This window comes from Mesorhizobium sp. WSM4837 (assembly GCF_055811435.1).
The window spans coordinates 40,544-63,347 of record NZ_JBVVQE010000032.1 but is presented as its reverse complement, the minus strand read 5'-3'; the positions used below and the strand labels follow the sequence as shown (position 1 = coordinate 63,347).

9 protein-coding genes and 12 pseudogenes are annotated in these 22,804 nt (G+C 62.1%); 13 read left to right on the top strand and 8 right to left on the bottom strand.

The genetic code is table 11. The features are described 5' to 3' along the window. Window positions 1–319 precede the first annotated feature (319 nt). Together AC0L3D_RS19570 and AC0L3D_RS19565 are read left to right on the top strand one after the other, a co-directional pair. Window positions 320–1,357, top strand: a complete 1,038-nt coding sequence (locus tag AC0L3D_RS19570) for an IS110 family RNA-guided transposase (protein WP_473645554.1) — start codon at window positions 320–322, stop codon at window positions 1,355–1,357. Window positions 1,358–1,649: 292 nt separating this feature from the next. Further along, window positions 1,650–2,285, top strand: a pseudogene (locus AC0L3D_RS19565) (IS5 family transposase); the annotation flags it as partial. Window positions 2,286–2,575: 290 nt separating this feature from the next. Here the strand turns inward: AC0L3D_RS19565 and AC0L3D_RS19560 are convergent. Together AC0L3D_RS19560 and AC0L3D_RS19555 are read right to left on the bottom strand one after the other, a co-directional pair. Beyond that, entirely contained in the window at window positions 2,576–2,755 is a 180-nt protein-coding gene (locus AC0L3D_RS19560) for a hypothetical protein (RefSeq protein WP_473645552.1), read from the bottom strand. Between the two features lie 26 nt (window positions 2,756–2,781). Further along, entirely contained in the window at window positions 2,782–3,009 is a 228-nt protein-coding gene (locus AC0L3D_RS19555) for a hypothetical protein (protein WP_473645550.1), read from the bottom strand. 184 nt (window positions 3,010–3,193) lie between these two features. Between AC0L3D_RS19555 and AC0L3D_RS19550 the strand changes: the two are divergent. Further along, window positions 3,194–3,339 (top strand): annotated as a pseudogene (locus AC0L3D_RS19550) (transposase); the annotation flags it as partial. A gap of 2,318 nt (window positions 3,340–5,657) precedes the next feature. Here AC0L3D_RS19550 and AC0L3D_RS19545 read toward each other — a convergent pair. Then, window positions 5,658–6,417, bottom strand: a pseudogene (locus tag AC0L3D_RS19545) (ISKra4 family transposase); the annotation flags it as partial. On the opposite strand from AC0L3D_RS19545, the pseudogene AC0L3D_RS19540 reads away from it, so the two are divergent. Then, a pseudogene (locus AC0L3D_RS19540) lies at window positions 6,414–6,593 on the top strand (class I tRNA ligase family protein); the annotation flags it as partial. The pseudogenes AC0L3D_RS19545 and AC0L3D_RS19540 sit on opposite strands and share 4 nt — an antisense overlap. Before the next feature lie 12 nt (window positions 6,594–6,605). Here AC0L3D_RS19540 and AC0L3D_RS19535 read toward each other — a convergent pair. The 3 genes and pseudogenes from AC0L3D_RS19535 to AC0L3D_RS19525 all read right to left on the bottom strand — a co-directional run bounded on the left by AC0L3D_RS19535 (window position 6,606) and on the right by AC0L3D_RS19525 (window position 9,439). Next, window positions 6,606–7,564: pseudogene (locus AC0L3D_RS19535) on the bottom strand (IS5 family transposase). Between the two features lie 351 nt (window positions 7,565–7,915). Further along, window positions 7,916–8,304: pseudogene (repC, locus tag AC0L3D_RS19530) on the bottom strand (plasmid replication protein RepC); the annotation flags it as partial. Between the two features lie 334 nt (window positions 8,305–8,638). Further along, a complete protein-coding gene (locus tag AC0L3D_RS19525) occupies window positions 8,639–9,439 on the bottom strand; it encodes a hypothetical protein (protein WP_473645548.1) in 801 nt (266 codons plus the stop codon). A gap of 73 nt (window positions 9,440–9,512) precedes the next feature. Here AC0L3D_RS19525 and AC0L3D_RS19520 point away from each other — a divergent pair. The 9 genes and pseudogenes from AC0L3D_RS19520 to AC0L3D_RS19480 all read left to right on the top strand — a co-directional run. Beyond that, window positions 9,513–10,672 (top strand): annotated as a pseudogene (locus tag AC0L3D_RS19520) (DUF3991 and toprim domain-containing protein); the annotation flags it as partial. A gap of 140 nt (window positions 10,673–10,812) precedes the next feature. Next, a pseudogene (locus AC0L3D_RS19515) lies at window positions 10,813–11,411 on the top strand (DUF1419 domain-containing protein). 10 nt (window positions 11,412–11,421) lie between these two features. Continuing rightward, window positions 11,422–11,820, top strand: a pseudogene (locus tag AC0L3D_RS19510) (DUF3085 domain-containing protein). Between the two features lie 86 nt (window positions 11,821–11,906). After that, window positions 11,907–17,005 (top strand): annotated as a pseudogene (locus AC0L3D_RS19505) (N-6 DNA methylase). A gap of 349 nt (window positions 17,006–17,354) precedes the next feature. Continuing rightward, window positions 17,355–19,043, top strand: a complete 1,689-nt coding sequence (locus AC0L3D_RS19500; RefSeq protein WP_473645546.1) for a ParB N-terminal domain-containing protein — start codon at window positions 17,355–17,357, stop codon at window positions 19,041–19,043. A gap of 91 nt (window positions 19,044–19,134) precedes the next feature. Then, window positions 19,135–19,593: pseudogene (locus AC0L3D_RS19495) on the top strand (hypothetical protein); the annotation flags it as partial. A 15-nt stretch (window positions 19,594–19,608) separates the two neighbouring features. Next, window positions 19,609–20,479, top strand: a pseudogene (locus tag AC0L3D_RS19490) (DUF7007 domain-containing protein). Further along, on the top strand, window positions 20,476–20,808 hold the full coding sequence (locus AC0L3D_RS19485; protein ID WP_473645544.1) for a hypothetical protein: 333 nt from the start codon (window positions 20,476–20,478) through the stop codon (window positions 20,806–20,808). The pseudogene AC0L3D_RS19490 and the gene AC0L3D_RS19485 overlap by 4 nt, the downstream one beginning before the upstream one ends. A 471-nt stretch (window positions 20,809–21,279) precedes the next feature. Beyond that, the gene (locus AC0L3D_RS19480) at window positions 21,280–21,867 is read left to right on the top strand and encodes a hypothetical protein (protein WP_473645543.1); all 588 of its coding nucleotides are present in this window, start codon (window positions 21,280–21,282) and stop codon (window positions 21,865–21,867) included. A 157-nt stretch (window positions 21,868–22,024) separates the two neighbouring features. Here the strand turns inward: AC0L3D_RS19480 and AC0L3D_RS19475 are convergent, their stop codons facing one another. Beyond that, the gene (locus AC0L3D_RS19475; RefSeq protein ID WP_473645568.1) at window positions 22,025–22,186 is read right to left on the bottom strand and encodes a GNAT family protein; all 162 of its coding nucleotides are present in this window, start codon (window positions 22,184–22,186) and stop codon (window positions 22,025–22,027) included. Continuing rightward, a complete protein-coding gene (locus AC0L3D_RS19470; RefSeq protein ID WP_473645541.1) occupies window positions 22,123–22,398 on the bottom strand; it encodes a hypothetical protein in 276 nt (91 codons plus the stop codon). The genes AC0L3D_RS19475 and AC0L3D_RS19470 overlap by 64 nt, the downstream gene beginning before the upstream one ends. Between the last annotated feature and the right edge of the window lie 406 nt (window positions 22,399–22,804).

The window sequence follows — 22,804 nt, the reverse complement described above, 5'->3', positions numbered from 1 at the left end:
CATGCGATATTTTAAATAAATGCGATGAATTTCCATTTCGCCGTATTTCTCTTGAGTGTCCGTTCCAAAAAGATTTGAGTGATTTCAGCAGGTTGTGGTTCCGTCGGATTTGCGAGATTCGATGGAGATCACAATGGCCTGGACTGAAATCACCCGTGCGCATTATGAGCGGCGTTGCGGTCGCTACGCAAGATGGGGTATCCGGCTTGAGCCTCACCTTGGACGGCGGTGGATGGTAGGAGAAAGGTGCTGCGCTTCGAGCGATGGTAAACGTGGTCATGTTTTGCAACAGCCACAAGCATCGGAAAGGAAGCGCAGCGTGAAGCATTATACGGGCCTTGATGTCTCGGTTAAAGAGACCGCCATCTGCATTGTCGACGAAGCGGGCAAGATTTGCCGAGAGGTGAAGGTTCCCAGCCACCCCGATGACCTGATCGCGGTGTTGCGAGATCCGGCTTGGAATCTTGAGCGGGTTGGCCTTGAAGCCGGACCTTTATCGCAATGGCTATTCGAGGCCCTAGCCAGGGCCGGCCTACCGGTGATTTGCATCGAAACGCGCCATGTAAAAGCCTTCCTGAAGGCTCAGCCGAACAAGACCGACCGCAATGATGCACGTGGCATCGCGCACATGATGCGGGTCAATCTGTACCGTCCCGTGCATGTCAAAACGCTGTCGAGCCAGAAGCGGCGAGCTCTGCTGACGGCGCGCAAGCTGCTGCAAGGAAAGGCGATCGCCATTGAAAACGACATTCGCGGACTGTTGCGCAATTTTGGGCTGAAGGTCGGGAACGTTGGAGTTGTCAAATTCGAGGAGCGGATTCGCGAGTTGGTCGATAACATGGCGGATCTTCAGGAAGTCATGGATCCGCTGCTGACAGCGAGGGGTAAGTTGCGTGAGGAGTTCTCCCGGTTGCACAAGAAGGTTCTGGACATCTCGCGCAACGATGAGATGTGCCGGCTTCTGATGACGATCCTCGGTGTCGGTCCCGTCGTATCGCTGGCGTTCACGAGCACCATCGACATTCCGCAGCGGTTCAAGAACTCGAAGGCTGTTGGACCGATACTGGGGCTGACGCCGAAACTCAACGAGTCGGGAGAAAGCAAGCGTGTTGGATGTATATCGCTGTGCGGTGACGCGATGATGCGAACGCTGCTTTACGAAGCGGCCCAGACCTTGATGATCAATGTGAGAAAATGGTCATGGCTGAAGGCCTGGGCGATGAACGTCGCCAAACGGCGCGGCATGCAAAAGGCCATTGTCGCGCTCGCCCGCAGGCTGGCGGTCATCATGCATCGCATGATGAGTGACGGCACTGAATTTTGCTGGACGCGGGATGAATTGCCAGCCGCCATCTGATCTCAATCGATAACCGCGCGGCATGAAAAGGAGATAAATGGATCCGCAACCCGGCGGATAGGTGTCCATCGCAGGACGATGGTGAAGTGAGTTCGAAGATCGCTTTGTTCGGGGTCGTGAAATGACGCTCAGAACGCATGCAAGATTGTTCTACTTCATCATTCTAACCCCATGGTGGGAGGGGCAAAGGCCGATCCCGGAGAGAAGCAAGACCCTGCGAAAGACACCAAAAGCCGGAGGAGCGGAAAAGTTCGAAAGCGCTTGACCTTTACCAGCCGAATAGAGAAGCGATCTGACCGATGCGGAGTGGGCGCTGATTGCGCCGATGATGCCGTCGGCGAACCCCATCGGCCGGCCGCGCAAGACGGACCTGCGCGAGGTCATGAACGCACTTTTTTACCTCGCCTCGTCCGGCGGCGCGTGGCGATTGCTGCCGAAAGACTTCCCACCCTTTTCAACGGTGCAGAAGTACTTCTATCGCTGGCGTGAGGAGGGCCTGTTGCGGACCATCAGCAACAGCCTCGTCATGGCGGCGCGCGAGGCTGAGGGTCGGGAAGCGAGTCCCACGGCGGGGGTGATCGACAGCCAATCGGTCAAGACCACGGAAAGCGGCGGAATTCGGGGCTTCGACGCGGGAAAGAAGATCAACGGGCGCAAGCGTCACATCGTTGTCGACACCATCGGCCTGATGGTCGGTCTCGTCGTCCATGCCGCCGATATCCAGGATCGGGACGGCGCACCGGCTGCCCTCAAGACCATTCTCGAACGCTGGCCGTGGCTGCGACACGTCTTCGCCGACGGCGGCTATGCCGGGCCGAAGCTTAAGGGCGCGATGCAAAAGATCGGCACGTTCACCCTGGAGATCGTCAAGCGGACGGACAAAGCCAAAGGCTTCGAGGTCCTGCCGCGCCGCTGGGTTGTCAACCGCTGTACAATGTTGCCTGGAAATGGTCATTGGCTTGGTGATTTTGGGCCGGCGGGGCCATCGAGCGGGGGAAACCCGGAAGATGATCTCGATGTGCGCGTCGTCGATTTCGACCCGGCGAACCACAGTGCGGATGATCTGCTGCATGCCGGTCCGATCAAGGCCGGCAAGCCCCGCTGTCACCTTGGCGGAGAAGTCTTCCAGACGACTGATGAGGAGTGAGAGTTCGCGTTCTTTCTCAGCCACTTCGACCGCCGCCTGGTGTCGCTCCTGAAGCTGGGAAAGGCGTTGTTTCAGCCAGCGATACGCGGTTCGAATTCCGCCTTGTCGATGACGCCCTCGGCGTAGCTGTCGATCAGCCGGCCGATGCCGCGACGCAAGCTGGCTATCTGTCGCTCCAGGCGGGCGATCTCATCCGGCTCGCGGGTTTCGTCGCGAACTTGCACGAGGCGGCGGCGGTATTCGTCGGCCACGCGACGCGGGTCCTCAAGGAGACCTTTCACTGATCCCACACCGCTTCTTCCAAGTGATCGCCGCGCACCGGCGAGTTGTCGCACACGGAGTGGCCGCCGAAGCGATAGCCATCCGCCGATACAACGATAGTAGCGCAGCGTCGTATCGTCGGCACAAGGCGGGCGTAGGCCTCGAGCAGATGTTGGGGGCCGGTTCTTGTCGCTTCGAACGACACGTGCACGCGCAGCACAGGGCGATCCATGCGCCGGACCATGTGCGCCTCCATAGGCCGGCTCACAGCCGGGCCGTCGATGGCGCATTAAATCCTGTGGTGGCCCTGATTCGCCCGCGACAAATCGACTCGCATCCCGACCACGACAGGTCTCAACAAGCGGCCACCTACGGCTTGGACGCTCGACGCATACCGACCACTCAAAGCCACATTTGGCAACATTGTACGGGGGTCTGTCGAGCGCACATTCGCATGGCTGGGGCGATGCCGCAGGCTGGCCAAGGACTGGGGGAGAGATCCATCGCTTCCGCAGAAGCCTGGATATACGTCGCCCACATTCGCCTGCTCACACGCAGGCTCGCAAGAGTTTGATATCAAAACATTCTTTTTGATTCAGGCGCTATGGGCACGAGAGTAGAAAACAATAAAACAAACAGAACTTTATTTATTAATTGGTGCCTGGCTTATTTTACGAGAACTGAAACAACAACAATACAGCCAAAGAACACGACCGCTCGCGTGTGACGAGTGGAAAAGTGAAAACACACAAATACAACAATGCCAAGCTACGTGGTGGCGATTTGATTAGACCATTGTGCGCGGTGAGATTGAAGGCGGAGACGATCGCGAACTCTGCCCCCATGTCACCAGCGTGACGTCTCCCCACTGCTTCACCGGCAAGCGGTCGGGAACAGCGACGAACCAGTTGTACGGGCACCGGTCTACATACAAAGCCGGAGATATGCTCGAGACCTGAAAAGGTTCTTCAAAGTGAAGAGTCTCAGCAGTCCGTCCGGCATTCTCCTCGGTCATATAAACGTACTTGAGCGTAAATTCGTCCCGGTCATGGCCATTAATCTCTGCATAAAGGGCCCTGCAGCCCGCGATAAGGGATGCCAGCATCCCAGGATCTTCATGCTTAAGTGGCGGGGGAGGCGGGGGTGGCATTGTGAGAGATAGCTGTTTAATCTGCTATGTCTAATGGAAGAAAACGAGGCTGTGGTGAATGTATAAATACTGGACGGGGCAGGTCCTTTCACGAATGCATAAACAAAGAAAGGCTACAAAGCGATATATCCTGCCGAGCCAAGCCAAGCCAAGCCAACGTTTGATGTGACGGGTTGTTGACTTAGAAATCCGGCCGCCCTTTGCAGAACGCTAAAGTTGTGCCCTTTGAACTGCGGCGAGAGCCAAAGCCTGCACGGAAGCTGCGACTCTACGCGACCTAAGGGACACATCCAAAAGATACCTTTTATTGCGCCGAAAGGGCAACAAATGTGCCACTCGGAGTCGTACAAATTGCGGTCCAATAGGGAAGAGCACCCCTCTCTATATAAGCCTCATCTCGTCCTCACATTTCACCACGGACAATCAAACCTCCTCTGCCTCCATCTTTACTCTCGCCGAACACCACAAGCGTTCTCCCCCTCCCTCTCACGATGGCTGTGTGGAACGTTCCAGCCGCATTCATAATTAATAATAGTGCCCAGCTGAAGCATCACCTCGATGCCCAAAGGTTGGCGTACGCAGCCGCAAACAATATTGCTGATGTCAATAATTTTAAGCTCGCGTACCTCTACATGATCGACGCGGATGCTGTTGTCTGTGTTCACAACCAAAATTTTCTTGGCCTCAATGGAAATCAATGGATTCGTGCGGCGAAGATTCCGGTTAACGGTCCGATAGGCCCGTGGAACTGGTTCCTAGCTGTCCCGCAGGATTGGTGCGCTGCTAACGCCACAAACCACCAGACCCTCCACAACGCCCTTGATTTTCCGGTGGTCGCATGGGGGCCCGTGTTACCAAGGCCGTGATCAAAGCCGCCACAGACCGGCCTGGCGCGTATTTGTAATGTTGTGGGTTTTGTTCAGTGAGCTTTTTATTTCAAATGGTTTGTAAGCGTTTCCTATTGTTGTTTTTTCTTGTGTTCGTTATGCTTTTGCGCCTATGGCGTACATGTTGTCGTACTGTTCATTTAATCCAATAAATGCCGGGCACGCTTGCGTCTATGTAATTTTGTTATTGTATTTGGTACTGCTACGGAGGAACAGATAACTTCCGATCCACGTCGGTATAATTATAAACGCAAATTGCGAGATACTTACTGCATAAACGGCAAGTTTTGTCACTCTAGATATCGTAAATTTAGTACATTTTGGGAAAGCACTACTGTATCCGCGGTCAATAACTCACTGCGGGTGGGCAGAAAATGACCTCTCTGACGTAGACTGAAAGGGACGTCATATGTCGTGCGAGACAGAAAATGGCAGTTCCCGGGCTCGGCGAAGCGCGAGCCCGGTATGACATTTACATCAGGATATATCCTGCCGCCTTCGATTGACGGTAAATTCGCACTCAATGAAGGTAACTCTTCAAGCGGCCCACATTTCGCTCTTCCACATCGAAACTATGGGCAGGGCCTTCGCCCCTGCCCTCAATCGCTAAAACGCTCTCCAGGGCTCACCTCCGGGACCGCTTTCCTCCAGGATCGCTTTGTCGGCCTTTGTGTGCCCCTCGTACTCGTCCCGCAAGGGACGCTCCGCTCTTCGCCATGGCGGACTGCGTGCGAGCGTCACACACGGCCTTGGCGCCGCTCCGGGGTTCACCACAAAAGGAGCAAGAAGGCCGGTGGCGGCGCTGGCGGCCTGTTTAGCCGAACGAGCGAAAATTGCGTCGACTGGCGCGGGTCGCAGAGTACGCCGCTGTGGCTTGCGATCGTAGCCATGGGCAAAACCCATGTAACGGGCATCTCCGTCCTCGGGCAAGGAGCGGCCGACGATCAGTTCGAAGTTCTTCTTTCATCGTTGCGGTCCCGGAGATACCCACCGTCCAGACGATGACGATGCGGCCATCGGGAACGGGCAGGTTCATCCAGTCGCGTGGACAGGCATCCTGCATGAAGGAAACCTGCTCTTCAGTCAGTTCCCGCTCGATGCGCCTGGTGGCCTGCAAGGCGTGCTGCCGAACCGTCGTAGCGTTGGCGCCGCTCTCGACCGGCAGCACATCGGCCAGCAGCTCGGCCGCGGCGGTATAGGGCACGAGCGATGCCCACCGCGTTTCCAGATAGAGGCGCTCGGGCGCGATGTGGTCGGGGATCAGTTTCCGGAGTGGAGAGATCGTTGCTGGACCGTTTCCGCCGACCAAGTGCGGCAGGTAGTATCGTGGGCTTTTCAGGCGGACGTCGCCAAAGAGAGTATGGAGGGTTATTGGATAACTGCCCTTGCTGCGCAGGCGACGTCCCCCATCCAGCTCGCGGTTTTCGCTCAGCCAGAGTTCCACCTGCGTCTCCACCATCGCCTGCTGTAATTTCGTAACAAGGCCTTTCGCCTCCGACAACGACAGACCGAGATCCTCGGCGCCCTTCGTCACTTTCACCAGATCGGCGACGGTTTCCGTTGCAATCGTCTCACCATCGTCACCCATAATCTCCAGAACCAGCCGCGCCCGCATACTGCTTCAACGAGGCGGCGGGTGCGGCCTACCGCTTCGTCTGGAACCTGTTCTGCGACTGGTACCTGGAACTGCTGAAGCCGGTCTTCGCCGGACCGGGCGAGGCTGCCAAGGCTGAAAGCCGGGCTTGCGTCGCCTTCGTGCTCGACGAGATCTACAAGCTGCTGCATCCGATGGGCGAGGCCACCCTATCCACTGCATTTTTCATGCAACGCGCTCGAACTTGGGCCGCCAAGTTCTGTCATCCGGTTAAGGACACGGACGCCAATCGTTGCTTCAGTCTTCTGATTGTCAAAATGTCGCGCTTTGAGTTTGGGCCCGATCACAGCCTTCCATCGACCCATCTGGGTCTCAGCTCGACTGCGCTTGTTGTAGCCGGTGGATTTCTGCCATGCCATCCGCCCTTTGGTCTGGATTTCTGCAATATGGCGATCGCGGACAGATGGAACCAGCACCGCTTGAGGACTGGCAACGGCAGTCTTGGGAGGTGGGATAATGACCTCCACGATCTCACCAAAGCGTGTCGCCAGAAGATCTCGGGTTGGCGTTCCATCATAGGCGCCGTCGGCAATGAACTTCTCGACGGGGCCACCGATCGGGTCCAGAAGTCCTGGTAACGCTGTCGGATCGCCGACATCATCCACGGTCAGATCGGGCAAACAATCTCACCACTGACAAGATTGAGACCAAGGCGCAGTTTGCGCCATCTTTTGCGTTTGGCCTTGGTTTTGTGCTTGTTTTCCAGCCACTCGCCCTCGCCGAAGACCTTCGAGCCGGTGCTGTCGACAACCAGATCGACCGGACCTGATGTTGTGGCTCGGGACTTTGTCGACGGCAACGCCAGCCCTTTGCTCCGGCGAGACAGGGTGGAGAAGTCAGGCACGGCAATATCAAACCCCATCAACGCCGCGACACTGCGCATCAAGCCTTGGGTCTGGCGCAGCGCCAGCCCGTAGACGACGCGCAGGGTCAAGCACAACGTAATCGCCAGATCCGAGTATTTCGGCTGACCACGCCGCGATGTCCGCCTCCGCGCCGTCCATAAAGACAGGGCCTCATCCTTCACCCAGATGGTGAAATCACCACGTTGACGCAGGCTTTCACTATACGCCGGCCAATTCGTCACCTGATATTTCTGCTTGGCAATCTTGTCCCGCCGATCGGCATTGAACTTGGCATCGTCGAAATCCGGATCCGGAGAGTGAAAACCACCGCTCAATATCAGTCGCCGGGTGATCCACGCAACAACGCCCTTGATTTGAGGCTTGGCACGCAATTCGGCACTTTCGATCAGCTCTTACCACGTAAATTGAGATCGCCCTGATATTTATCAGCAACATCGCCATGTGCCAGGGCCCTTTTTAAAAGCCTGTTGATCGATTGAAAATCGGAGATGCCGGCGCCCAATAACTTGGTCTGCATATCTCCATTGTTTGGGAGCTCCCAACAAAGCGTTTCCGTCCAGATCCAACGGTATATCCCTACGCCGACCTGGTCCGTTTGGCGCAGCGATCCGCATCAGCGCCATCAACATGGGACCGAGGCTAAATCGCCCCTTCCCGCCCGCGCGGTTAGATCTCGACGATATGCGCCGGCTGAGTTAATGTGGCCCGCCGGCTCCAGGATGCAGGCCATCGCAATTGCGGCATGTTCCGGCCCCATGACCTCACAAGCCTCCTGATATGCCGACGGCGAAACACCCAGCATGGAACGAACCACTACAGCAGCGGTCATTAAATCGCGCCATTGCCCAATTCGCCCGCCGGGGGCGTAATCTGATATCTGCGGGCACGCTCGAACGACCATCCCAAGCGGGAAAGATCTTATCGGCTCGCGTTGTCGCTTCGACTCTCGGTTCGGCCTCTCGCCCTGCTCAGTTTCGGAGCTAGAGATCGTGCCCACTGGCGTGGTGTCGCTGACGGCATTGGTTGCCGTGCTCTCCGGCATGGGCCGGACTGATCAGCGCGCCACTGCGGGCAGACTGATGAGCGGATCATCGCTCATCTGGCTGATGGTCTCAAGATGGGGTGGATGCCAGCCTTCTCCGACGGCATCTCAATGTGCCAAGTTTGTGGTGTTAGAGCCACGCAAAGGAGAGGCAGGCATGCATGGAAAAAGTTACCATCATTGGGGTCGATCTGGCAAAAAACGTCTTTCAGCTGGCGACTCGGTCTCCCGTCCGCCCTCGGCCCGGATGCACGGTAGCCTCTCAGCGCAATAGTCACCCTTGATGTGCGCGCGCGACTTCGAGGAGTGCACCCGCGATCTCGTCATTGGTCCATCCGGCCGCCGCAGCGCTCTCAACCAATTCCTGGACAGCCGGTGCCAGCGCGCGTTGGCAATGAAGCCCGCGATCTGGATGATCAGCCGCACAGCCTGGTTCCGCAATCGTGATCTTCGATCGCTTCATAGCCGGCCAGGGGCCTTCGCCCGTCTCCTTCAGCCACACGAGGCGTATGAGCTCGCATGTCATTGGAGCACGCTTCGGATATCGCTTGATGCGGTCAACAAGCTGTTCCAGTGATCCCGCGCGTTGCAGCTCCTTAAAAAAATGATGTGGCGCGACGCTCCCGAGCCGGTGCGTCTCCGCCAGGCTCCACACGTACCGATAGGCCGCCATGAAATCGGATCGTGGCGGAGCCTCGGACGGTTCGGCCTTGGTCACGATACCCCCGCCCACGAGCCGGTCGGCCTTTTCGATGATCTGGCGCGTCCTTGTTTTTGAAAGACCATGTTCCTGCGCCAGCTCGGTCACGGTCTTGCCATTCAGAAAGCCGTCCACCAGGGCGACGTTTCGATCGACGTTTGGATTGAACCCCCAGCAGGCTCGCAGCCGGTCCACTATCGTCATCGCACCACTTCCCTCGATGATCCCGTCTTGCACGGGTTTTCGATTCAAATAACCGCGATCGTGTTTTTGCTGGCAGCAAGATCGCCGGGCGAAACGCCCTGATTTGCCCGGGCAAGTCTTGTCCAAAACAGCTTTTACCGCAACATCCCGGCCTCGAACCTGACGGCTCACCCTGTACGAATTGCCGGGCTGCGCGGACTGCTTCCCAGCCGCCTGCTGATTGGCCCGTCGATGCGCTGCGATGGTGCCGCTTGCGAGCGAACGGCGGCAAGGGAGGCTGCGCCGCGACTGGAAAATCCCATTGACCCCTGCGGAATTCCTCAGTTGCCAGCCGCGCCCTTGCCCCCTTCGCTCTTCGCGGCGGTGGGGTTTGATCCCGCGGGATTCGCGGAAAGGAAACCGAACAGGAAAGGCCGGAACCTGATGGGCGCCGGGAGTGGAATGGAAAAGAGCGACGTCGAGGAACTCAGGAACGGCGTGTCGTGTGCCGCGGTGCTGGAGCGGGCGGGCTTCGCGGTCGATCCGAAGGAGAGCACGAGACGCGCCGTCAAGTTCCGGCGCGGTGACGAAATCATCATTGTCATCCACGATGGCAAGGGCTGGTTCGATCCGCTGTCTGACGCCAAGGGAGACGTATTCCGCCTGGTCGAGCACCTCGAGGGCGTCCCTTTTGTGGCAGCGCTCGACCATGTGGCGGATCTGATCGGGTTCGCCCCTAGCGAGCCCATCTGGACCAAAGTGCCCAGCAGGAATCGACCGGACCTTTCCATTCCTGAGCGCTGGCAAAGCCGGCGCAAACCGCGGCGCGGCTCCATGACCTGGCGTTATCTGCGCGACGAGCGTCGTCTGCCCGAGACCGTCATCGGCGCGGCAATCCGCCAAGACCGACTCTGCGAGGGCCCGCGCGGCAGCATGTGGGCCGCGCACACCGACGAGACCGGCGCGGTCACCGGCTGGGAGGAACGTGGGCCAAACTGGCGGGGATTTGCCACCGGAGGCGGAAAGGTGCTGTTTCGCTTCGGCCGTAACGATGCCGTGCGCTTCTGCGTCACGGAAGCCGCGATCGATGCCATGAGTCTGGCGGCGACCGAGCAGGTGCGCTCCGACAGCCTCTATCTGAGCACCGGCGGCGGCTGGGCGCCGGTGACCGTGGCGGCCATCCGGAGGCTTGCGGCGCAAAGCGGCGCGCTTCTCGTCGCCGCCACCGACAACAATGACCAGGGCGACATCTATGCCGGCCGGCTCGAGCAGATAGCCGTGGAGGCGGGGTGCGGTTTCGAGCGGCTGCGCCCTGCGGCCGATGACTGGAACGAGGATCTGCGCGCGGCGAGAGAACCAGAAGAAGTGAGAAGGGGGGAGAGAAAAGCCCGGCTGCCGCATGCCCGCCAGCCGCGTCAAGGGTGAAGCTGCGCCCGGCTTCGCCGCCCCTTGACCCGTCCGGACGGAGAGGCGGCCGCGGGGGAGGGGTCAGAAGGGCTGAAGACGATGACGAGTCCCGAGAGGATGAGCCGCGCTCCAGCCCGACGAGGCTGAAGGAGCCCGCCATGAACCTCTCCACCCCGATCCGCAAGGTGTATCAAAGCGTCGCCGACCGGCGTCAGATGTTCCGCCTGTTCGACCGTCATGCCCAGCGCCCCGATCGCTGGCGGAACGACGACAGCGCGCGTTCGCCGGCGAATGGTTCGAGATCGCCCGGCCCGAACACGATTACATGCTCGACATCCTGCCGCCGCTCTGGATGCGCGCGGGCATGTTCGCCATGCGCGAGTTCCTCACCGACAGCGTGACCAGCATCTTCTTCGCGCTGACCATTGATGGGCGTATCCGGTATTTCCACGGCTATTGCGACCTGTTTGAGCGGGGCTCGCCCGAGCGCATGCGCGACACCATCGTCGAACGCGAGTCCTGGCCGGTCCGCGCCATGACGCATCAGGAACGCCTCGAGCATATCTGGTCGAGCACCCATGACGACTATCGCGGCTATGCCGGCGAGCGCTGGCAGCCCGAGCATCGCGGCAGGACCGTGCTCGTCTACGGCCGGGGCCGGACCGAGCTCAAGCTGCTCGATCACCTGAGCGACGAGGCGATCGCGGCCAAGCTGCCGGTGCATCTCAGGCACCAGCCCGTCAGGGCAGCGGCGTGAGGTGCGGGCGATGTTCACATTTCCCATCCTTGCCGTCCGCAAGGTCATCGACCGCGGCATCGCCGATGCAGGCCGCCAATGGCGGCTTCCGCAATCCCTATTACGGCACGCGCCCCGGCGAGGTTGAGAAGCCCGGCGTTTGGGTGGTTGGTGACGAGGGCGTCTACATCATGTCCAACGGCACGCTCGCCGAGTGCACCCGCGCGGTCGTCGTCTATTCGGTGCAATGCCACCCGGCGGCAATCCCGACTGGTGGCACTACAAGCGCCGGCACTTCGGCGGCGACGACGGCATGGAGTTCATCGAGGCCGAGCGGCTGATCCCGCTCGTCGACGGGAATTTCCGAGCCACCCACCTCAACGTGCAGCTCACCGAGACCGAGATCTCGCTCTCGCTGATCACCCGCTGACCTTTCCCAGAACCGCGGCGCCGATCGCCTGGCCGACCCTGTTCGGCCGGGCGTTTTCGCGCGCCTTCAGCACAGGAGACATTTCTATGGCGCATGACGACCCCTTCACCATCGACCTCTTCGGCAACAAGTCGCTCTCGTCCGGCCTCGGCCTCGGCGTGACGGCCTTTGCGACCGGCTTCGACGCCGATCCAGACCAGGACGACGATCCGCCGCCGTCTACGCCCGCGCCGGCCATGCCGGTCGCGGCCACCGCACGTCCGCCGGCGCGAGACCGGCGAGAAAGGGGGCGGAACTTTCATCTCATTGGTGACCGTGGACTTTCGCGCGGCTGGAAGGAGCGGGCCCGCGACAGCATCGCGGCGATCCGGCTGGCGGCCCAGATCGAGGCCGATGAGCGGCCTGCCACGCGCGACGAACAGGAGCGGCTGATCCGCTTCACGGGCTTCGGCGCGTCGGAGCTTGCCAATGGCGTGTTCCGCCTTCCCGGCGAGGACAGTTTCAGGAAGGGCTGGCAGGAGGTCGGCGCGGAACTGGAGGATGCGGTCGGCGAGGCAGACTATGCCTCGCTGGCGCGCTGCACCCAGTATGCGCATTTCACGCCGGAGTTCATCGTCAGGGCGATCTGGGCGAGCTTGCTGCGCCTCGGCTGGCGCGGCGGCCGCGTGCTCGAGCCCGGCATTGGAACGGGGCTTTTTCCGGCACTGATGCCGGCAGAGCTTCGCGACCGTTCCGACGTCACAGGCGTCGAACTTGATCCCGTCACGGCGCGCATCGCCCGGTTGTTGCAGCCGCGGGCACGGATCGTCACCGGCGATTTCGCCCGCACCGAGCTGCCGGCACAGTTCGACCTTGTCATCGGCAACCCGCCATTCTCCGATCGCACGGTGCGGTCCGACCGCGCCTTGCGCTCCCTCGGCCTGCGTCTGCACGACTACTTCATCGTGAAGGCGGTTGATCGCCTCAAACCCGGAGGCCTCGCCGCCTTCGTGACCAGCCACGGCACGATGGACAAGGCTGATGCGACGGCGCGAGAGGAAATCGCGAAGTCCGCCGATCTGATCGCAGCCTTCCGTCTGCCCGAGGGCAGCTTTCGCGCCGATGCCGGTACGGACGTCGTGGTCGACATTCTCTTTTTCCGGAAGAGAATGTCCGATGAAGCTGAGGGTGATGTCTCCTGGCTTGATCTTGAAGAGATCCGGCCGGCGACGGAGGACGAAGGCGCCATCCGCGTCAATCGCTGGTTCGCGCGCCATCCGGCCTCCGTGTTCGGCAGGCACGCGCTGAGGCGCGGCATCTACGGTCCCGACGAGACCTACACCTGCCTGCCGAATGACAGGGAGGACCTCGCCGCCGCGCTGACCGCTGCAATCGATCTCCTCCCCGAGGGCCTATATGACGGCGAGGCGGAGACGATAGATCCCGACGGCGACAACGCACCGATCGCCAGCGAGCGTTCCGATGACCGGCATGTCCGCGAGGGCAGCTACTTCGTCGACAACCGCCATGGCCTCATGCAGGTCGTCGACGGCGAACCAGTCGCGGTGAAGGTCCGTAAGAGCCGCAGCGGCGAGGGCATCCCGGAAAAACATGTCCGCATAGTCAGCAAGCTGATCCCGATCCGCGATGCCGTGCGCGAGGTGCTGAAGGCCCAGGAGCTCGACCGGCCTTGGCGAGACGCGCAGGTCAGACTGCGCATTGCCTGGTCGAATTTTGTCCGCGCCTTCGGTCCCATCAACACGACCGTCGTCTTGACCACGGAGGATGAGGAAACCGGCGAGGTCCGCGAGACGCATCGCCGGCCGAACCTCCAGCCCTTCCTCGACGATCCCGATTGCTGGCTGGTCGCCTCGATCGAGGACTACGACCTCGAATCCGATACGGCAAAGCCGGGTCCGATCTTCACCGAGCGCGTGATCGCACCGCCGGCGCCACCGGTCATCGCGAGCGCGGCCGATGCTCTCGCCTTCGTGCTGAACGAGCGCGGCCATGTCGATCCCGACCACATTGCCGAGCTTCTGCATCGCGAGGTCGACGACGTCATCGCCGAGCTGGGCAGCGCCATCTTTCGCGATCCCGCGGACGGCTCGTGGCAGACCGCGGACGCCTATCTGTCGGGCGCGGTACGCGACAGGCTGAAGGCGGCAGAGGCGGCCGCGGCGCTCGATCCCGCCTATGAACGCAGCGTCACGGCGCTGCAGGGCGTGCAGCCCGCCGATCTCAGCCCCTCCGACATCACCGCGCGGCTAGGGGCGCCCTGGATTCCAGCCGCCGACATCGTTGCATTCGTCAAGGAGACGATGGGGGCGGAGATCAGGATCCACCACGTGCCGGAGCTGGCCTCCTGGACCGTCGAAGCCCGCCACCTCGGATGGATGGCGGCCGGCACTTCGGAATGGGGCACGGATCGCCGGCATGCCGGAGAACTGCTCGCCGATGCGCTCAACAGCCGGGTGCCGCAGATCTTCGACACCATGAAGGAGGAGAAAGCGATCGCCGCGTTCTCAATGTCGTCGACACCGAGGCGGCGAAGGAGAAGCTGCAAAAAATCAAAACCGCCTTCCAGAGCTGGATCTGGACCGATCCCGACCGGACCGATCGCCTGGCGCGGGTCTATAACGACCGCTTCAACAACCTCGTGCCTCGAGCCTTCGACGGCTCGCACCTGAAGCTTCCGGGCGCCTCTAGCGCCTTTGCTCTTTATGACCACCAGAAGCGCGGCATCTGGCGCATCATCGCCTCGGGCGCAACCTATCTCGCCCATGCCGTGGGCGCCGGCAAGACGATAACGATCGCAGCTGGCGTCATGGAGCAGCGCCGGCTCGGGCTGGTCGCCAAGGCGATGCTCGTCGTGCCCGGTCATTGCCTGGCGCAGGCGGCACGCGAGTTCCTGGCGCTCTATCCCAACGCCCGAATCCTCGTTGCCGACGAGACCAATTTTGCTTTGGCCAAGCGGCGCCGGTTTCTCAGCCGGGCTGCAACGGCCAACTGGGACGCGATCATCATCACGCATTCGGCCTTCCGCTTCATCGGCGTGCCGTCCACCTTCGAGCAGCAGATGATTCAGGATGAGTTGGAGCTCTATGAGAGCCTGCTGACCAAGGTCGAAAGCGACGACCGCGTCTCGCGCAAGCGCCTCGAACGGCTGAAGGAGGGGCTGAAGGAGCGCCTCGAAGCGCTCTCCACCCGCAAGGACGATCTCCTGACCATCTCCGAGATTGGCGTCGACCAGATCATCGTCGACGAGGCGCAGGAGTTCCGAAAGCTCTCCTTCGCCACCAACATGTCGACGCTGAAGGGGGTCGATCCGAACGGCTCGCAGCGGGCCTGGGACCTCTATGTGAAGTCGCGCTTCATCGAGACGAAGAATCCAGGCCGCGCGCTGGCGCTCGCCTCCGGCACGCCGATCACCAACACGCTCGGTGAAATGTTCTCGGTGCAGCGGTATCTCGGCTACGACGCGCTTCTCGAACGCGGCCTGCACGAGTTCGACGCCTGGGCGTCGACTTTCGGCGATGTCTCGACCGAGCTCGAGCTTCAGCCTAACGGCAAATACAAGCCGGTCACGCGCTTCGCCACCTTCGTCAACGTGCCGGAGCTGATCGCCATGTTCCGGACCTTTGCCGACGTGGTGATGCCGGAAGATCTGCGCCGGTACGTGAAAGTGCCGGCGATGTCGACCGGCAAGCGCCAGATCCTGACGGCGAAGCCGACCGCGGCGTTCAAGCGCTACCAGGTCCTGCTCGACGAGCGCATCAAGGCGATCGAGATGCGCGACCGGCTGCCGGAGCCGGGCGACGACATCCTGCTTTCGGTTATCACGGATGGCCGTCACGCCGCGATCGACCTGCGCCTGGTCGATTCCGACAACGATAACGAGCCCGACAACAAGCTCAATCTTCTTGTTTCGAACGCCTTCCGCATCTGGAAGGAAACGGAGGCGAACACCTATGTGCGTGGCGACGGCAAGCCGTTCGAGCTGCCCGGCGCCGCGCAGATGATCTTTTCCGATCTCGGCACGATCAGCATCGAGAAAACCAGAGGTTTTTCGGCCTATCGCTGGATTCGTGACGAGCTGGTCCGCCTAGGCGTTCCGCCCTCCGAGATCGCCTTCATGCAAGATTTTAAGAAGTCGGAGGCCAAGCAGCGCCTCTTCGGCGACGTGCGCGCCGGAAAAGTCCGTTTCCTGATCGGCTCCTCCGACACGATGGGAACCGGCGTCAACGCGCAACTGCGGCTGAAGGCACTGCATCATCTCGACGTGCCGTGGCTGCCCTCGCAGATCGAGCAGCGCGAGGGCCGCATCGTTCGGCAGGGCAACCAGCAGGACGAGGTCGACATCTTCGCCTACGCGACCGAAGGCTCGCTCGACGCGACCATGTGGCAGAACAACGAGCGCAAGGCCCGCTTCATCGCCGCAGCGCTCTCGGGCGATACCTCGATCCGCCGGCTCGACGATCTCGGCGAAGGCCAGGTCAACCAGTTCGCCATGGCGAAAGCCATCGCCTCCGGCGATCAGCGGCTGATGCAGAAGGCGGGCCTCGAAGCCGATATTGCGCGGCTCGAGCGACTGCGCGCCGCCCATACCGACGACCAGCACGCCGTCCGCCGGCAGATCCGTGACGCGGAGCGGGACATCGAGTATTCGACCCGGCGCATCGGCGAGATCGGACTGGATATCGAACGGCTCGTTCCGACCGCCGGCGACGCCTTCGCCATGACTGTGACCGGACGATCCTGCGTCGAGCGCAAGGAGGCCGGCCGTGCGCTGATGAAGGAAATCCTGACACTTGTGCAGCTGCAGCAGGAGGGCGAGATCATCATCGCCTCGATTGGTGGCTTCGATCTCGAACATTCCGGTGAGCGCTTCGAGCGGGACGGCTACCGCTACACCACCGCGCTGCTGCGCACCGGCGCCGATCATGAGATCGAGCTTCCGGTCACGGTCACGCCGCTCGGCGCAGTTTCTCGCCTCGAGCACGCGCTGTCCGATTTCGAGGAAGAGCGGGAGCGCTATCGCCAGCGCCTCGCCGACGCGCGCCGAAGGCTTGCTTGTTACCAGTCGCGCGAGGGCGGCGAATTTGCCTGCGCCGGCGAGCTGGCAGAAAAGCGCCGCCAACTCGCGGAGGTCGACAAGGCGCTGGCGGCGGATGTCGAGGGCATCGGGAATGCCGTGGCCGCCTGACCCAATGCGGCTAGCGACCGAACCAGGCGAGGTGCGGCCAGGCCATGGATGGAGGGGCACCGCCGGACGCTCGGTTACAGGCCAGTATGGAGGGAGGGAAATTAAGAAGGGAGGGAAGACCCGCTCGCAGATCGGGCGGGCCGCCGAGGCTTGCGCTCAACTGCGCCGCTCGCGATCCCGGCCCGTCGTCCTGCGCAGGGCTGAAAGCCCCGCTGGTCCGGCCGGGCAGGGATGCTCGGCCGCAGTTGCACCGGCCCGTCCGCTCCGCGGGCCGGGGGGATGTCTTCGGGAAGAAGACGAGAAAGGGCCGCCCGGCCGGGCCGGTCCCCAACCCCGAAAGGAGCATACCATGCATCTCATCAAGGCCGATCCGCGCGCGCTGAAGGAAAACCCGGACCGCATGCGCCAGACGAAGTCCACGCCGCAGGCCGACGCTCTGCTCTTGGCCACGATCAAGGCTGTCGGCATCGTGCAGCCGCCCGTCATCACGCCCGAGGCCGGCGGCGGCAATGGCTACATCATCAATGCCGGCCACCGTCGCGTGAAACAGGCGATTGCCGCGGGCCTCGAAGAAATCGAGGTCCTCGTCGACGAGGCGACGAACGACAATGGCGCCATGCGCTCGATGGTCGAGAATGTCGCTTTCGAGCCGCTCAACCCGGTCGATCAGTGGCGGGCGATCGAGCGCCTGGTCGCGCTCGGCTGGACCGAGGAGGCGATCGGCGTCGCGCTTGCCCTGCCTGTCCGGCAGATCAGGAAGCTCAGGCTGCTCGCAAACGTCCTTCCCGCCATGCTCGATCACATGGCGAAGGGCGACATGCCCAACGAGAACCAGCTGCGCACGATAGCGGCCGCCGCGATCGACGAGCAGAAGGAGGTCTGGAAGAAGCACAAGCCGACAAAGGCCGATCCACAGGTGTCGTGGTGGAGCGTGGCGCAGGGCCTGACCAAGACCCGGATGTATGCGCGCGATGCGAGCTTCGGCGACGAACTGGCGCAGGCCTATGGCATCGCCTGGGTCGAGGACCTGTTCGCGCCGGCCGACGAGGACAGCCGCTACACCACCGACGTCGAGGCGTTCCTCGGCGCCCAGCAGGAGTGGATGGCAAACAACCTGCCTAAAAAGGGCGTCATCGTCGAGGCCGGACAGTGGGGCGAGCCCAAATTGCCGCCCAAGGCCGAGCGCGTCTACGGTAAGCCCGCGAAGTCGGATTGCACGGCCATGTATCTCGACCGCGAGGGCAAGGTGCAGTCGGTCCACTATCGCATGCCCGAGGCGAAGAAGGCCAAGGGCAAGGCCGCGGCCGGTTCGGACGACCCGGCCGATGACGCCGGCGTGGTGTCGAAGACTCGCCCCGATGTGACGCGCAAGGGCGTCGAGATGATCGGCGACCTGCGCACAGACGCGCTCCACGAGGCGCTTGCCCGCGCCCCGATCGAGGACGACACGCTGATCGCGTTGCTCGTGCTCGCGCTCGCGGCCCGCAGCATCTCGATCCAGTCCGGCGCCTCCGACGACGTCTACGGGTTTGCCCGGATGGATCGTCATGCCGTGCGGCTCGTCGACGACGACGGCAAACTTGCCCACGACATGGAGACGCTGCGCAGTGCGGCGCGTTCCGCGCTGATCGACGCTCTGTCGGCGCGGGAAAACCGCACCGACAGCGGCATCGTGGCGCGCATTGCTGGCGCCGCGATTGGCGCGGACAACTTCTTGCCGAACATGGGTACGGACGAGTTCCTGTCCTGCCTGTCGCGGCCTGCGCTCGAAGGCTCGTGCAAGGACACCCCGGTCCTGCCGCGCCAGAAGGTCAAGGACACACGCGCAGCACTCGTCGAACACTTCAGGGAAGGGCGCTTCGTCCATCCGGCCGCTTTGTTCGCGCCGGATAACGCCAGGCTCTCGTCCTGGCTGACCAGCAACACCGCCACCGGCGAAGACGATCCCGACGGTCAGGTCGAGGATCCGGAGGCCGGTGACGATGTTGGCGGCGCTGAGCTCGCCGACCAAGAGACTTTCCGCGAGGCCGCCGAGTAGCGAGCCGGCATCTTCATTCCGATCGCCATCCCGCCGCCGGCTCACTCCGGCGGCGGTCTTGTTTTCAACAACCAGCACAAGGAGGACATGAATGTCCGCGCATCTCATCTTTCAGGCACCCATTGGTTCGCTCATCGCCTGGACCGACGACACACCTCGGCCGCCGGAACGGCACCACAGGAAGCTGTCTCAATGGCAGACCAGCAACAACAGGGGTCGCCTGATCCGCAGGCAAGGGGAACGGGCCGTCGGCAGCATCAGCTTGCCGGCGAGCTTCACGCTGCATGAGGCCGACTACTGTTCCGGCGGTGTCATCGCCATCCGCGTTCATCGCACATTCTCAGCTGATTCCCGGCTGCGCTTCACCCTGCTCGAACGCCCGGCCATCGGCGCGGTCCGCGTGCTCGACAGGCCCGGCGAGGACGCGGAGCTGGTCTATCTCGCCAGCGATTGCGCCGATGCCGAGGAATGGCTGACCCGGCACGGCTATCCGAATCCCGTGCTGGATGAGGTCACGGCGGACCAGATTGCAGCCGATCATGTCGAGGGAGGGCTGCGTGATGGCTTGTGCTCCTGCAAATTCGAACGCCAACCCCATCTCCTTCCGGAGGTGGAGTTCGGCCGCAGCGCCGACGGCCTCTTCGTCGCCCGCGCCGGCGAGACGGCGTTCGCCATGCTGCCCGCGAGCGACGGGCGGCACCATCTCGCGACCGGATGGCGCATTCCGTCGTCCGATCGCCGAATGGACCCGCTCCGACTTCTACGGCCATTCCGGTGAGCTCGCCGACGAGGCGGCGTTCCGGGCGCGGGTTCTCGAAAACGCCGGGCACCAGCGCGAAAAGCGCGCGCTCGCACGACGGGAGATCAGGTCCACTGCGAACACGCCCTGGGGGCCATCGCAGGGCGCCACCGTCTTCGCCGAAGGCGTGGTCTGCCATTCGACCGCGCGACATGGCGGATTCCACCTCTCGCCCGAATGCAACGGCAAGGTCGACGCCGGGCTTCGCGCGGCGGATGGATTTTATGAGGAAGACGAGTGTTGGGCGATCGTCGCCTTCACCTTCCCGCATCTCTTCACCATCGCCGTTCTGCGGAACGCACAATGAAGGACAGCTTTCCGGATGCGTGGGAAGCGATCACGGGCAATGTGCTTCAACCGGGCGAATCCTGGAAGAAGGACGAGCGCGCGTTCCTCGCCGAGCATGCCGAGGACTGGATCGTAGTGTCGGCGATCACCTGCGATCACGAGAACGGCTTCGTCGAGTTGCATTGCCACCCGAGGCGGCCGTCGCGGTCCCCGACTCGGGGAGCGACGCTTTCTCGTTCCGTCCGACGAGTACCGCATGAACCGGTTCGGCTTCGTCATCGATCCGGACCGCCACGATGCCTATGACGGCCCGTCGAGCTTCGTCGCCTGGCAAGGGAGGCGGGCATGACAGTGTCGCCCGAACACCGCACCGAGCTCTTGCGCATGCAGGAAGCGCGCAGGCAGACACAGCGCCAGCTCGACATGATCGACCGGCAGATCATCCGGCGCATGACTGCACTGATCCCGCAATTGCAGCCGCGCCAGTCAGGCTATCGTCGGGGGAGGGCGCCGGATCCCGGCGCGTTCCTCGAGCGCTATCGGTCACATCTTGCCGCCCTGACCGCGGAGCGCCAGCCGGAGATCGACGCCCTTTCCCGAAAGCTCGCGCGACAGGATCTTGCGATGGCCAGATTCCTCGAGCGGCATGGCGGTTGTCCCAATGGACGCGCGGCGTGACGATCAGCCTGTCTGCCGCAGGACAGGCAGGCGCCTTGTCCGGGAGCGGCCAGCCAAATCGTCGGGCACAGGCCGGTTCATCTGGTGGTGACACAACCGGCACAATCACAATCAGGCTGCTTGCAAGGCGGGTTGGTCGCGGCAACCTGTCCTTCCGTTCCCCGTGTCGATGGTCAGGCCCTTGCCCGGCCTCCCTTCGTTCGGTGTGCGGTCCTAAACCGGCGGCCGTCCGCTTCAAGGCCGCGTTCCGCGCCGCGGGGCGGCCGGTAGAGCCGTTCTCGGCACGGCGGGCCCGCGTCCCGCGCGAGGGCTGGTCAGCCCTGCTTGGACGCAAACCCACCCTTCTCGACCTGGCCCTCCCGGACCCTGAAGCGCCCGTCTTTCCGCCGGTTTTGTCTGGACCGCGCCCGAAGGGAGGACCGAGCAAGGAGCCGGTCCCGGCCTTCGGCGGAACAAAGGAAAGGAAATCCCATGACCAAGACCGCTCGCACTTCCCGCCAGTCCGCTCGCGTCGTCCCGCTGCGCAAGGGCACCACCCTCGAAATGGTCAGGCTCTGCTGCCCCGACGCCGCCCAGGCCAGCCTCATCTCCGAAAGCTTCGGCCTGCCCGTTCTCGACAGCGACGGCATCCGCGATCTTCACGAGAAGCTCATCATCGAGACGGCCGATGCCTTGGGCGAAGGACTGGGCGAGAGGGCGATGCAGATCCACCTGCAGCGGATCGTCGGCGCCTATGTCGGCTCCGCCCACGGCGCCGGCCAGTTCTACAGCCGGGCGGTTACGGAGGCCCGCGATGCGACCGCCAAGGTCGCCAACGACGCCCGCGACGAGGACCTCGACGGACCGGTCGGCTTCGACAGCGCAGCCCAGCGCAAGCGCGAGTTCGCCGCCGACATGGCGCTCCAGTCCCATGCGCTGCGCATGGCGGCCGAGGGCGCCGTCGCCGCCTACGAGCAGGTCGTCGGCGAGCGCTGGAAGCCCTTCGAGCGCCCGGTCGAAAACCCCGGCCAGAGCGTCGACCGCAAGGCGGCCGAAATGCAGCTGGCGGCCCTCGGGTAGGCCGCTCACGGGCGAGGCTTCGGCCTCGCCCGATCTGTACTCGTTAAGGACAATCCAGCACGGCGGCGTCAGGCCGATGCGCCTGCACTCGGTTTCGAGGACTGCCAATGCCAGTTGACCGGAAACCGCGCGAGACCCGGGGGGACCGTCTTAAGGTCTAGATCAAACTTCTCGAGAAACGCAGCCCACTATGTTCGTACCCGAGCCGTACATACAAGCGATGAGCGTCCTCGCGACGGATACTGGGCTTCACAGTCACGTATTTGGCGCCGCTTTCACGAAGCCAGCTTTCGCCACGCTCCACCAAAAAGGCGCCAATCCCTTGTCCTCGAAAGGCGGAAGAAACAACGAGTGCAACAATCGCCCCTTGGGGTTGCTTTGGTAAAGCGATGGGGAAATCGAAACACCTATCATCCCGCCGACGACGCCATTTTCATCAGCCACGAATATGGCGTGATCTGTCCGGCTGCGTATGAGAGCCATCCGTGACATCATCTCATCTGCCGAGGTCGGATAGCCGAGTTCAGTCATGAGATGCGCTAGCGACGGGATGTCAGCGGGGTTCGCGTGTCTTATTTCCATCCTTGCCTACCGATAATTTCCTTTGCCGGCATTTCACCGCAGTGACGCGATGGATGTGACCGTGGCGCGACATACTTCGATGCCGGTTCGGGTCGGGGCGACTGCAGGTGTTGCGCGATGAAGTGCCACGAACGTCTCGAACGCCCGCAATGAAGCCGATTCGGTAACCGACACGAAGGGAAAAGTTCCTCTCGATCGTGACGCTCCCGGTTTTCTCCGGTTTTCTTCTGCGCGCTCCAGCCTCTCCTCCCGTTGGCGAGCGCGGCCGTTAACTGATTGATCTCAGTTTCAATTAGCCGGGTGCGCCAATCCTCGCCGGCGTACCCGAAATGCGCCCTACTCCTGAGCCGCGGCG